The sequence below is a fragment of the Methylobacterium sp. A52T genome, assembly GCF_053346095.1.
Map to the genome: position 1 here is coordinate 68,410 of NZ_JBKFBI010000007.1, position 11,947 is coordinate 80,356.

Sequence of the window (11,947 nt, forward strand, 5' to 3'; positions counted from 1 at the left end):
ACGGCGACCCGATACTCGGCCGGCGGAGATCCGCCGCGCCGCTGGAGGATGGAAACGAAAATGCTCGGACGCATCGCCCGGCCCGTGACCCTCGCCGCCCTCGCCGGCGCCCTGATGATGGGCACCGCAGCCGCGCAGACGAACGTGAAGATCGGCATCCTGGGCGACCGCTCGGGCGCCTATTCGGACATCAGCGGCGAGGGCTCGGTGGTGGCCGCCAAGCTCGCGGTCGAGGATTTCAAGCCCGAGCAGCACGGGCTGAAGGTCGAGATCGTCTCGGCCGACCACCAGAACAAGCCGGATGTCGGCGCGGCCATCGCCCGGCAGTGGTACGACCGCGACGCCGTCGACATGATCACGGACGGCGTGACGTCCTCAGTGGCGCTGGCGATCAGCCAGGTCACCAAGGAGAAGAACAAGGTCTTCATCGATACCGGCGCCGGCACCGCCGACCTCACCGGCCCGCAATGCACGCCGAACACGATCCACTGGGTCTACGACACGGTGGCGCTGGCCAACGGCACCGGCGGCGCGATGGTCAAACGCGGCGGCAACACGTGGTTCTTCCTCACCGCCGACTACGTCTTCGGCCAGACCCTCCAGCGCGACACCAGCACGGTCATCACCAAGAACGGCGGCAAGGTCGTCGGCTCGGTGAAGACGCCGTTCCCGACCTCGGACTTCTCGTCCTTCCTTCTGCAGGCGCAGGGGTCAGGCGCCAAGGTGATCGGGCTGGCTAATGCCGGCACCGACACGATCAACGCGATCAAGCAGGCGGGCGAGTTCGGCATCACCGAGGGCGGCCAGGCGCTCGCCGGCCTCCTGGTCTTCTCGTCGGACGTCCACTCGCTCGGCACCAAGGTGGCGCAGGGGCTGGTGCTCACCGAGCCGTTCTACTGGGACCTGAACGACCAGACCCGCGCCTTCTCGGACCGCTTCGCCAAGCAGATGAAGAACGGCTCGAAGCCGACCGCGAACCACGCGGGCGTCTACTCGGACGTGCTCCACTACCTGAAGGCGGTGGCCGAGACGAAGTCGACCGCCGACGGCGCCGCGACCGTCGCCAAGATGAAGGCGATGCCGACGGACGACCCGCTGTTCGGCAAGGGCGTGATCCGCGCGGACGGCCGCAAGATCCACGACATGTACCTGTTCGAGGTCAAGAAGCCCGCCGAGTCGAAGGGCGAGTGGGACCTCTACAAGAAGCTCGAGACCATTCCGGGCGACCAAGTCTTCCGGCCGCTCAACGAGGGCAACTGCCCGCTGGTGAAGGGCTGACGGTGGGATCGGGGCGCGGAGACCGGCCATGACCACGATCTTCGGTGTGCCGACGCAGGCCCTGTTCGGTCAGCTCCTGCTCGGCCTGATCAACGGCTCGTTCTACGCGATCCTGTCGCTCGGGCTCGCGATCATCTTCGGGCTCCTGAACATCATCAACTTCGCCCACGGCGCGCTCTACATGATGGGCGCGTTCGTGGCCTGGATGCTGCTCACCTATGTCGGCCTCGGCTACTGGTGGGCGCTGGGGCTCGCACCGCTCGTGGTCGGCGCCTTCGGCATCGTGCTGGAGCGGGTGCTGATCGCGCGGCTTTATAAGCTCGACCACCTCTACGGCCTGCTGCTGACCTTCGGTCTCGCGCTGATCATCCAGGGCCTATTCCGCAACCAGTACGGCGTGTCGGGCCTGCCCTACGCGATCCCGGCCGAGCTGTCGGGCGGCCAGCGCCTGCCCTTCATGTTCCTGCCGAACTACCGCGCCTGGGTGGTGGTCGCCTCGCTGACCGTCTGCATCGCCACGTGGCTCGTGATCGAGAAGACCAAGCTCGGCGCCTATCTGCGCGCCGCAACCGAGAACCCGACCCTGGTCCAGGCCTTCGGGGTGAACGTGCCGCTGTTCCTGACGCTGACCTACGGGTTCGGCGTCGCGCTCGCGGGTTTCGCCGGGGTGCTCGCTGCACCGATCTACTCGGTCAATCCCAACATGGGCGCCGACATCATCATCGTGGTCTTCGCCGTGGTGGTGATCGGCGGCATGGGCTCGATCATCGGCTCGGTCATCACGGGCTTCACCCTCGGACTCGTCGAGGGGCTGACCAAGGTGTTCTATCCGGAGGCGTCGGCCACCGTGATCTTCGTGATCATGGTGCTGGTGCTGCTCGTCAAACCCGCCGGCCTGTTCGGGCGCACGGCCTGATCGCGATCTGAGACATCCCCATGGCCGACACCGCCGCCCTCGACGCCGCCCCGATCGCCGCCGCCGTGCCGACGAGTCGGGACGACAAGGCGCTCCACCGCCTCATCTTCGTGGGCATCGCGGTGCTGCTCGTCGTAGCACCGCTTGTCCTGTACCCCGTCTACCTGATGAAGGTGCTGTGCTTCGCGCTGTTCGCGCTCGCCTTCAACCTCCTGCTCGGCTACGGCGGCCTGCTCTCCTTCGGCCACGCCGCCTATTTCGGCATGGCGAGCTACCTCTGCGCCTACACGGCCAAGAGCCTGGGCTTCACGCCCGAGCTGGCGATCCTCGCCGGCACGGTCACGGCCGCGCTGCTGGGTCTGGTCTTCGGCGCCCTGGCGATCCGCCGGCAGGGCATCTACTTCTCGATGATCACCCTGGCGCTCGCCCAGATGGTGTTCTTCTTCTCCCTGCAGGCGAAGTTCACCGGCGGCGAGGACGGCATCCAGGCGGTGCCCCGCGGCAACCTGTTCGGCGCGATCAGCCTTGCCGACGACCGGGTCATGTACGCGGTGGTGGCCGTGGTCTTCATGGCCGGGATGCTGCTGATCTACCGGATCATCCACTCGCCCTTCGGGCAGGTGCTGAAGGCGATCCGCGACAACGAGCCGAGGGCGATCTCGCTCGGCTACCGCGCCAGCCAGTACAAGCTCGCGGTGTTCGTGCTCTCGGCGACGCTCGCCGGCCTCGCGGGCTCCACCAAGGCGATCGTGTTCCAGCTCGCCTCACTCACCGACGTGCACTGGTCGATGTCCGGCGAGGTGGTGCTGATGACCCTCGTCGGCGGCATGGGGACGGTGTTCGGGCCGATCGTCGGCGCGCTGGTGATCGTCACGATGGAGACGTACCTGGCGCAGTTCGGCGCCTGGGTGACCATCATCCAGGGCTGCGTGTTCGTGCTCTGCGTGCTGCTGTTCCGCGAGGGCATCGTCGGCCTGATCGCCCGGCTGATCCGCCGGCCGCTCTAGGAAACGGGATCCGCGGCGGGGTGCCGGTTGCACCGCCGCAACGCCCCGACGCGACCTGCGACTGGAACGCGAGCTCACAACCCGCGGTGAGTTTTCGTTAACCAACACTGCTCACCCTGACGGCTCCTCACCGTCAGGGGCCGCCATGACCCAGGACCGAACGCTCAGCATCGACGATCCCGCCCTCGACTGTCCGGTCGCGCCGGACGTGGTCGGCCGCCTCATCAAGGCCGATCCGGACGGGGCGGCGTGCCTGCTCGACGGTATCCCCGAGGCGACGCGCGCCCGGCTCGCCGTCTGGCTCTACGGCCGCAGCCACACCCACGCGATCGGCGTCCGCGTCGCGGCGACCTGCGAGGGCGCGACCCTGCGGCGAACCGCGGGCCTCGTCGGGAACGTCCTCTACGACCTGTCCCGCCGTCCGGTGGCGGCCGCGAGCCACGGACCGCGCGGTGGCGCCGGCCGCATCTCCCTGGGCGGGTCGAAGCGCCGCGCCTGAGGGGACGGCGCCGACGGCCCGATTGGATCGCCGCCGCGCAGGGACTATCCTGCGCACCGATGTCCTCCCCGTCCGTTCCGTCCGTCCGCCGCCTCGATCCCGTGCTCGTCGACCGCATCGCCGCGGGCGAGGTGGTCGAGCGCCCGGCCTCGGCCGTGAAGGAGCTGGTCGAGAACGCGATCGATGCCGGGGCCCGCGCCGTCGAGGTCACCGTCGAGGCCGGCGGGCGCCGGCTGATCCGCGTGGTCGACGACGGCCGCGGCATGACGCCGGACGATCTCGACCTCGCGGTCGAGCGCCACGCCACCTCCAAGCTGCCGGGCGGCGACCTCACGGCGATCGACACCCTCGGCTTCCGCGGCGAGGCCCTGCCGTCGATCGGCGCGGTATCGCGGCTCGCCATCGTCACCCGCACGCCCGAGGCCGAGGCGGGGGCGGGCCTGACGGTCGAGGCGGGGCTGAAGGGTCAGGTCCGCCCGGCCTCGGCCCAGCGCGGCACGCGGATCGAGGTGACCGAGCTCTTCGCCGCCACGCCGGCGCGGCTCAAGTTCCTGAAATCGGACCGGGCCGAGAACGCCGCCATCGCCGAGACGCTCCGCCGCCTCGCCGCGACGCAGCCGGGCATCCGCTTCACCCTGCGGGCCGATTCCGGCCAGCCCCTGGTCCTGCCAGCCGAGACCGGGGCCGACGCGGAGCTGCGCCGGCTCGCGGCGGTTCTGGGACAGGACTTCCTCGCCAACGCCCTGCCGATTTCCCTGGCCCGGGAGGGCTTCGCGGTGACGGGCCATGTCGGCCTGCCGACCTATCACCGCGGCGCGGCGACCCACATCCACCTCGCGGTCAACGGCCGGCCGGTCCGCGACCGGCTCCTGCTCGGGGCGATCCGCGGCGCCTACGCCGACACCCTGGCCTCCGACCGGCACCCGGTTCTCGGCCTCGCCGTCGCGTGCGACCCCGGCCTCGTCGACGTCAACGTCCACCCGGCCAAGACGGAGGTGCGCTTCCGTGAGCCGGGCCTCGTGCGGGCGCTGATCGTGAGCGCGATCCACGACGCCCTGCGCCGCGGCGGCGCGCGCTCGGCCACCACCGGTGCCGCGCGGACCCTCGACGCCCTGCGCCCGGCCGGTGCGCCGCTCGCGACCCACAGTGGCGCCGCCGCGCCGAGCCTGTTCCGGCCGACGCGCCCGGGCCCGTTCCCGAGCGGGGCACCCTCGGTCGCGGCGCCGCCCGGCTACCGTTCCCCGGCGGCGTGGAGGCCGGCGCCGCAGCCGGCGCGGGTCGAGCCGACCGGCTTCGGCGAGGCCGCTCAGGCCGTCTGGGCAGGGCCCGAGCCCGAAGCCGTGGCGGCCCCGCCCCAGGCCGATACCCGCGTCGCCGCCGAGGCCGCGGAGGCGCTCGATCATCCGCTGGGGGCCGCCCGCGCGCAGATCCACGAGACCTATATCCTCGCCCAGACCCGCGACGGCCTCGTGATCGTCGATCAGCACGCCGCCCACGAGCGCCTCGTCTACGAGCGGATGAAGGCCGAGCGGGAGGCCGGCGGCATCGCCCGGCAGGGCCTCCTGATCCCGGACGTCGTCGAGATGAGCCCCGAGGAGGCCGACCGGCTGGTCGCGGCCGCCCCGGACCTCGACCGGCTGGGTCTGTCCATCGAGGCGTTCGGGCCGGGCGCTGTGCTCGTGCGCGAGGTGCCGGCCGCGCTGATCGGAGCCTCGACGCGCAAGCTCGTCACCGACATCCTCGACGCCCTGGAGGCCAGCGGCGACGAGGAGGGTGGGGAGCCGGCGACCGAGGGCGGCCCGCTCGGGCGGCGCCTCGACGCGGTCCTGTCGCGCATGAGCTGCCACGGCTCGATCCGGGCCGGGCGACGCCTGCGGCCGGAGGAGATGAACGCCCTCCTGCGCGAGATGGAGGCGACGCCCAATTCCGGACAGTGCAATCACGGGCGCCCGACCTCGATCGAGCTGAAGCTCGCTGACATCGAGCGGCTGTTCAGCCGCCGATGAGCGGTCCGGGACGCCGGGCCGGCTGGCGGACCCGGCGGAGCCGGTCCACAACGGACGTCGGCGCCGCGGCCCGAAGACCGGCGGCGCGCGCAGGGGAGGCGCAGAGCCATGACCGATCCCGTCGTCACCGGCCCGTGCCGGGCCGCTCCGCGGAGCCACGCCTCGGCCGTCGCCGCGGTGCGCTGAGATGGCCGCCCCGTTCGACCTCGCCGGCCGCCACGTCCTCGTCACCGGGGCATCCAGCGGCCTCGGCCGTCACTTCGCCGGGACGCTGGCCCGCGCCGGCGCGCGCCTGTCGCTCGGCGCCCGCCGGGCCGACGCCCTCGCCGAGACCGTCGACCGCGTCGCGGCGGCGGGCGGGGAGGCCCACGCCGTCGTCATGGACGTCACCGACGCCGCGAGCGTCGAGCGGGCGCTCGACGCCGCCGAAGAGCGCTTCGGACCGGTGGCGGTGCTGGTGAACAACGCCGGCGTGACGGCGACGAAACCGGCCCTCGACCTCGCGGAATCCGACTGGGACGCGGTGCTCGACACGAATCTCAAAGGCGTCTGGCAGGTCGCCCAGGCCACCGGCCGGCGCATGGTCCGGCACGGCGCGGGCGGCAGCATCGTCAACATCGCGTCGATCCTCGGGCTGCGGGTTACCGGCGGGCTCGCGCCATACGCCACCTCGAAGGCGGCGGTCGTCCAGCTCACCAAGAGCCTCGCGCTCGAATGGGCTCGCTACGGGATCCGGGTGAACGCCCTCGCGCCGGGCTACATCAAGACCGAGCTCAACGACGCCTTCTTCGAGTCCGATGCCGGCCGGGCGCTGATCAGGCGCATCCCGCAGCGCCGGCTGGGCGAGGCCGCCGAACTCGACGGGCCGCTCCTGCTCCTGGCCTCGGAGGCCGGCGCCTACATGACCGGCAGCGTCCTGGCGGTCGACGGTGGCCACCTCGTCTCCGGCCTGTAGCGGTCGCCCGAGACGGCTCCCGTCACGGGACCGGCGCGGGTCAGAGGGTCCGCGCCTGCTCGCGCAGGACGAATTTCTGGATCTTGCCGGTCGAGGTCTTGGGCAGCGGCCCGAACACCACCGTCTTCGGCACCTTGAACCGCGCCATGTGCTCGCGACAGAACGCGATCAGTTCCTGGTCGCTCGGCACCGCCGCGCCGGGCTTCACCTCGAGGAACGCGCAGGGGCTCTCGCCCCAGGTCGGATCCGGCCGCGCCACGACGGCCGCCAGCATCACGGCGGGATGGCGCATCAGCACCTCCTCCACCTCAAGGCTGGAGATGTTCTCGCCGCCCGAGATGATGATGTCCTTCGCCCGGTCCTTGATCTCCACCGACCCGTCGGGATGCCAGACCGCGAGGTCGCCGGTCCGGTACCAGCCGCCGGCGAGGGCCTCCTCGGTCGCGCCCGGGTTGCCGAGGTAGCCCTTCATCACCGTGTTGCCGCGCAGGCGGATCTCGCCGACCGTCGTGCCGTCCCGCGGCACCGGCGCGTCGGTCGCGACGTCGGCGACGCTCACCGCCTCGAGCGTGGCCAGCGGCACGCCCTGGCGGGCCATGCGGGCGTGGCGCTCGGTGTCGGGGAGATCGGCCCAGTCCGGCTGCGCCAGGCAGACCGTCGCGGGGCCGTAGCTCTCGGTGGCGCCGTAGAGGTGCGTCACCTGAAATCCCAGTTCCTCCATGGTGCGGATGATCGTCGAGGACGGCGCCGCGCCGCCGACCGCGCAGCGCACCCGCTGCGCGAACGGCACCCGGTCCTGGGCCGGCGCGTGCGCGATCATTGAGAGGACGATCGGGGCGCCGCACAGATGTGTCACCCCGTGCTCGGCGATCAGCCGGAAGATCGCCGCCGGCTCGACCCTGCGCAGGCAGACCTGCGTGGCGCAGGCGGCGACGCTCGCCCATGGGTAGGACCAGCCGCTGCAGTGGAACATCGGCAGCGTCCAGAGATACACGCTCTCGCCGGTCAAGCCGAACGTGACGGCGTTGCCCAGCGCCTGGAGATAGCCGCCGCGATGGCTGTAGACGGCGCCCTTGGGGTCGCCGGTCGTCCCCGACGTGTAGAGCAGGCAGAGCGACTGCCACTCGTCCTCCGGGCCGCGCCAGGCGTAGTCGGGATCGCCCTCGGCCAGCAGATCCTCGTAGGGCAGGGCCCCGTCGATTCCGCTCGCGCCGATCGCCACGACGAGGATCGGCTCGGCGAGTTCCGCGAGCGCCCGCGCGGCCTGCGCGGCGTACTCGACCTCGACGAGGAGCGCCCGGGCGCCCCCGTGCCGAAGCGAGAACGCGATCGTCGCCGCGTCGAGGCGCGTGTTCAGCGGGTTCAGCACCGCGCCGAGCATGGGCACGGCGAAGTGCGCCTCGATCATCTCCGGGACGTTCGGCGCCAGGATCGCCACGGTATCAAGCGGCCCGATCCCCCGGGCCGCGAGGCCCGCCGCGAGGCGCCGGCAGCGCGCGTAGAGGTCCGCGTAGGTGAGGCGCCGGTCGCCGTCGATCACGGCGATCCGCCCGCCCGCCGCGGCGGCGGCCCGCGCCAGCAGGCTGACGGGGGTCAGCGGGACGTAGTTGGCCGGCCGGCGCGGGAGCCCGGCCTCGAACGGATGAGAGCCCGTCTCGCGGACCTCGGTCTGGGTCGGACGGGTCTCCATCATCGTGCAGCCTTCTGATCGGGCGGCGGGCGTGGCGTGCGCTCCGCGCGACGAAGATTTCGCGGCCGTCGCGCCTGTCAATCGCGGCCACCGTGACAATGTGGGCCGCGCGCGGATTCTGTTACAGGGCCCTGTTGACGGGAGATCGCCCCTGGCGGATGCCCGTATTCCAGCCACGCGCCGTCGGGACCGCGTGCGACCGGCCCATCTGCGGGAGACGATTGTGGGGAACGACAACCTGCCGGCGATCTCCGGGGAGACCGGCCGCGCCGCGGCGGAGGGCGGCGTCGCCCGGGCGCGCGAGGCGTACGAGCGTTTCGCCGAGGCGGGCGAGATGGCGCTGAACGCTTTCGAGGCCTCGATGGCGCAGAGCTTCGAGGGCTGGCGCGCGGTGATGGGCTCCAGCCGCGAGACCGCCCACCAACTCACCGACAGCAACGTGGCCGGCGCCCGCCGGGTGCGCGAGCAGTGGGACGCCGCCGGCGCCCGGCTCTACAACGCCTTCGAGGACAACGCCGTCCACGCCATGGCGGCGATGCGCGAGATCGGCCACCGGATGCTCGTGGCCTCCGACACCAATGTCCGCGCGAGCCTCGACTTCGCGGACCGCGTCGCCAAGGCCGCGGATGCCCGCGAGGTCGCGGCGCTGAACATCGCGTTCCTGCAGGAGCAGGCGCGCCGGCTGACCGACCAGATGGTCGATCTCCATCAGACGACCGGCCGTCTCGCCCGCGAGGCCGCCGCGCGCACGGAGACCCCGTGACGGCCGGCACCGCGGCGCCCGCTCCCGGACCTGAGGCGACGACGCGGCTCGACGACCTGAGCCGCGCCGACGTGCCGTTCCGGACCGGCCATTTCCAGGCCTACGCGCCCCACGACTTCCACCGCATCGCCTACGTGGAATGGGGAGACCCGGACAGCCCGCACGTCGTCGTCTGCGTCCACGGTCTCAGCCGCCAGGGCCGCGATTTCGACGCCCTCGGCTACAGACTGGCGAAGCTCGGCTACCGGGTGGTCTGCCCGGACCTGCCCGGGCGCGGCCTCAGCGGATGGCTGAAGGACAAGGAACTCTACGGCCTGCCGCAATACGCCGCCGACATGGCCGCGCTCATCGCCCATCTCCGGGTCCCCGCGAAGATCGACTGGGTGGGCACGTCCCTCGGCGGCCTGACCGGCATGGTCCTGGCCGCGGCCGCCCGCACCCCGATCCGCCGGATGGTGATCAACGATATCGGCCCGTTCCTGCCCTGGGCGCCTATCCGCGAGATCGGGTCGCGCCTGCGCGACGCGCCCCGGCTGCACCATAACCTCGCCTCGGGCGAATCGCGTCTGCGCACGGTGCTGGGCGCGTTTGGGCCGCTCACCGACGAGCAGTGGCGCCACATCGCCAAGCACAGCTTCTTCCAGGAGCCCAACGGCGGCTGGCGGCCCCACTACGATCCCGGCATCGGCGACGCCTTCCGTCCGGGCCGCGTCTACAGCGTGAGCATGTGGCGCGACTGGGACGCGATCACCTGCCCGGTCCTGCTGCTCCGCGGCGAGCACTCGGAACTGCTCCTCGGCTCGACGGCCGACGAGATGACGCGCCGGGGGCCGCCGACGCGCCGCGTCGAGATTCCCGATTGCGGCCACGCACCCGCGCTTCTCGACGACGACCAGTTGCGAATCGTCCTCGATTGGCTCGGCCCGGCGGTGTGATTCCGTCGCCGGCGCGCGCCGGCGAGCCCTGAGTCGACCGTTTGCTGTCGCACGGATTTCACTGGGATCGAGCCCGCGGGCCCGACGCGGCGCAGGCAACCGGATAGCGCCCGGCAGTGTTCGAGAGTGAATTTTTAGCTGATCTCGCTCACTTATATTTGATCGGGCCCGGTATTTGAGTTGTTCTCCCGGCGGGCACTGGAGGGCCCGGATCGCGGTCTTCCGGACCTAAGATTTCGAGAGCGTAACCATTCGTTGCACGCGCGGCTGACCTGTGGCACTAACAGATGTCAGGTCTGGATCTTGGCCGCGCAATGTTGCACCTGTCGGTTGTGATTGGCGCCCCGGATCCGGGCGAGCAAGCCTGCAGACAGCAAGAACATCCGGACTACCCACTATGGCGAACCCAACCCCCAAGCCGAAGCAGACTACAGCCATCGATCACGGGGTCGGCAGCCGCATCGCGTTCCTTCGGGCGGCTAACGGACTGAGCCAGTCCGCGCTGGCCAGCGCGCTGGGCGTCAGCTTCCAGCAGGTCCAGAAGTACGAGACCGGCAAGAACCGTGTCGGTGCCGGCCGCCTGCAGGCGATCGCCGAGCGGCTCGGCGTTCCGGTCTCGAGCTTCTTCGAGCCCGAGCCCGAGGCGACGACCGATAGCGGTCCCGCGCTGCTGCGCGTCGCCGGCGCCGTCGAACTGCTCCGGGCCTACAATCAGATCGCCGACGATCAGATGCGCCGCGACGTGCTGTCCCTCGTGAAGTCCGCAGCGCGGATCGGTCAGACCAAGACGTCGGACGACTCGGCACCGCAGGCGGGCGGCGCTCCGCGCAACTCCTGACATCCGGGCCTTGCCCGGCGTCGATCCGGCGCCGCGCAGGCCCTGCAGGCGGGATCATGGACTCTCTCCCGACGCGCGTGACCCACCTGCTCGCCGACCTGCCGCTACGGGCGGACGATGAGATCGTGTCGGTCCTGGTCTCCGAGCCGGGCCTGAGGGTAGAGCGCATCGTCTCGACCGGTCAGGCGAGCCCGCCGGGATTCTACTACGATCAGCCGGATGCCGAGTGGGTGGCCGTCCTGACGGGCGCGGCCGACCTGCGGTTCGCCGACGAAGCGCAGGCCCGTCGCCTCGTTGCGGGCGACGCCGTGCTGATCGCGCCGCATCGTCGGCACCGGGTGGAGTGGACCGACTCACCCACCGTCTGGCTGGCGATCCATTACGGGTCCCAGGTCGGCGCCACGGATCCGGCTTCGAGCGACCGCGATTAGGCCGGATCAGGCAGCGAATCGGGCGATCGCCACGGCCGTATCCCCGTAGACGCGCCGCTCCAGCTCCGCGAAGCCGGGCGGCCAGACGACCTGCGCGGCTTCGACCTCCTCGACGACGATGAGAGCCCCGGGCGCGAGCCAAGCGCCCGCGGCGGCGCTCTCCAGGGCGCGCGGCGCCAGATCACGGCCGTAGGGCGGATCGCAGAAGACCAGTGAGAAGGTGCCCGCCGTGGAGGCCGGGCCGAGACGGGTCGCGTCCCGTCGGAACAGGCGCGTCACGCCTTCGGCACCCAGGGCCTCGATGTTCTCGCGGATCACCGCGCGCGCCTCGGCACCTTCGTCGACGAGGAGGGCGTAGGCGGCGCCCCGCGAGAGCGCCTCGAAGCCGAGGGCACCCGTACCGGCGAACAGGTCGAGGACCCGGGCGCCGGCCACGGCGTCGTCGTAAGCGTGGGCCAGCACGTTGAACAACGACTCCCGCAGCCGGTCCGATGTCGGCCGAATGGCGTCGGTGCGCGGCGTGGCGAGCCTGCGGCCCCGCCACGCGCCGCCGACGATCCTCACCGCGTCCCGCGCGGCGGGCGGCCGCCGCCGGGCTTGCCACCGCTGCGCGGCGCGCCGGGGGGCGC

Annotated in this window: 12 protein-coding genes; 10 read left to right on the top strand and 2 right to left on the bottom strand. The window is 71.5% G+C overall.

Translation table 11 applies throughout. From position 1 onward, the window contains the following. Nucleotides 1–60: 60 nt before the first annotated feature. The 6 genes from ACLBYE_RS03630 to ACLBYE_RS03655 all read left to right on the top strand — a co-directional run bounded on the left by ACLBYE_RS03630 (nt 61) and on the right by ACLBYE_RS03655 (nt 6,661). Complete coding sequence (locus ACLBYE_RS03630; RefSeq protein WP_020091435.1) at nt 61–1,278, top strand: ABC transporter substrate-binding protein; 1,218 nt, start codon at nt 61–63, stop codon at nt 1,276–1,278. A 28-nt stretch (nt 1,279–1,306) separates the two neighbouring features. After that, entirely contained in the window at nt 1,307–2,194 is an 888-nt protein-coding gene (locus ACLBYE_RS03635) for a branched-chain amino acid ABC transporter permease (RefSeq protein ID WP_024827895.1), read from the top strand. Nucleotides 2,195–2,214: 20 nt separating this feature from the next. Further along, nucleotides 2,215–3,201: a branched-chain amino acid ABC transporter permease gene (locus ACLBYE_RS03640; RefSeq protein ID WP_020091437.1), complete on the top strand. Its 987-nt coding sequence runs from the start codon at nt 2,215–2,217 to the stop codon at nt 3,199–3,201. A 145-nt stretch (nt 3,202–3,346) separates the two neighbouring features. Then, nucleotides 3,347–3,700, top strand: coding sequence for a hypothetical protein (locus ACLBYE_RS03645; protein WP_447693074.1), 354 nt, complete (start codon nt 3,347–3,349; stop codon nt 3,698–3,700). 59 nt (nt 3,701–3,759) lie between these two features. Continuing rightward, nucleotides 3,760–5,706, top strand: coding sequence for a DNA mismatch repair endonuclease MutL (gene mutL, locus ACLBYE_RS03650; protein WP_447693075.1), 1,947 nt, complete (start codon nt 3,760–3,762; stop codon nt 5,704–5,706). A gap of 187 nt (nt 5,707–5,893) precedes the next feature. Continuing rightward, nucleotides 5,894–6,661 carry an SDR family NAD(P)-dependent oxidoreductase gene (locus ACLBYE_RS03655; RefSeq protein ID WP_354454051.1) on the top strand — a complete coding sequence of 256 codons (768 nt, stop codon included), beginning with the start codon at nt 5,894–5,896 and terminating at the stop codon, nt 6,659–6,661. A 40-nt stretch (nt 6,662–6,701) separates the two neighbouring features. On the opposite strand, the gene ACLBYE_RS03660 is transcribed toward ACLBYE_RS03655, so the two are convergent. Beyond that, the gene (locus tag ACLBYE_RS03660) at nt 6,702–8,354 is read right to left on the bottom strand and encodes an AMP-binding protein (RefSeq protein ID WP_447693076.1); all 1,653 of its coding nucleotides are present in this window, start codon (nt 8,352–8,354) and stop codon (nt 6,702–6,704) included. Nucleotides 8,355–8,574: 220 nt separating this feature from the next. On the opposite strand from ACLBYE_RS03660, the gene ACLBYE_RS03665 reads away from it, so the two are divergent. The 4 genes from ACLBYE_RS03665 to ACLBYE_RS03680 all read left to right on the top strand — a co-directional run bounded on the left by ACLBYE_RS03665 (nt 8,575) and on the right by ACLBYE_RS03680 (nt 11,318). Next, the gene (locus tag ACLBYE_RS03665) at nt 8,575–9,114 is read left to right on the top strand and encodes a phasin family protein (protein WP_447693077.1); all 540 of its coding nucleotides are present in this window, start codon (nt 8,575–8,577) and stop codon (nt 9,112–9,114) included. Further along, a complete protein-coding gene (locus ACLBYE_RS03670) occupies nt 9,111–10,049 on the top strand; it encodes an alpha/beta fold hydrolase (protein WP_447693078.1) in 939 nt (312 codons plus the stop codon). Before ACLBYE_RS03665 ends, ACLBYE_RS03670 begins: the two co-directional genes overlap by 4 nt. A 397-nt stretch (nt 10,050–10,446) precedes the next feature. Further along, nucleotides 10,447–10,887 (top strand): helix-turn-helix domain-containing protein, encoded by a 441-nt coding sequence (locus tag ACLBYE_RS03675; RefSeq protein WP_447693079.1) that lies wholly within the window; start codon nt 10,447–10,449, stop codon nt 10,885–10,887. A gap of 56 nt (nt 10,888–10,943) precedes the next feature. After that, nucleotides 10,944–11,318 (top strand): cupin domain-containing protein, encoded by a 375-nt coding sequence (locus ACLBYE_RS03680; protein ID WP_447693080.1) that lies wholly within the window; start codon nt 10,944–10,946, stop codon nt 11,316–11,318. 6 nt (nt 11,319–11,324) lie between these two features. On the opposite strand, the gene rsmD is transcribed toward ACLBYE_RS03680, so the two are convergent. Next, the gene (gene rsmD / locus ACLBYE_RS03685) at nt 11,325–11,882 is read right to left on the bottom strand and encodes a 16S rRNA (guanine(966)-N(2))-methyltransferase RsmD (RefSeq protein WP_447693082.1); all 558 of its coding nucleotides are present in this window, start codon (nt 11,880–11,882) and stop codon (nt 11,325–11,327) included. Between the last annotated feature and the right edge of the window lie 65 nt (nt 11,883–11,947).